At 60.6% G+C, this 279-nt stretch carries 1 protein-coding gene; it reads left to right on the top strand.

Annotated features, from left to right (window positions below; translation table 11 throughout):
* Nucleotides 1-279 (top strand): ATPase, T2SS/T4P/T4SS family (locus tag ACYP03_RS25900; protein ID WP_459782659.1); only part of this gene is annotated, 279 nt, incomplete at both ends.

Genomic DNA, 279 nt, shown 5'->3' with positions numbered 1-279 from the left:
AACCTTATCTATTCGCTTTCGCGTCGATGGCGTGCTGCGCGAGGTGCTGACGCCGAGCCGTAAGCTGGCGCCACTTCTGGTCTCCCGGATCAAAGTCATGGCCCGGCTGGACATCGCCGAGAAGCGTGTGCCCCAGGATGGCCGAATTTCTCTGCGCATCGGGGGCCGGGCGGTGGATGTGCGGGTGTCAACCATGCCGTCCTCGCATGGTGAGCGTGTCGTCTTACGTTTGCTGGATAAAAATGCGACCCGGCTGGATTTACACAGCCTGGGTATGAC

The sequence above is a fragment of the Photobacterium sp. R1 genome (assembly GCF_054600795.1).
Note: the sequence above shows the minus strand (reverse complement) of the source record. Positions and strands in the feature narration are given on the sequence as shown.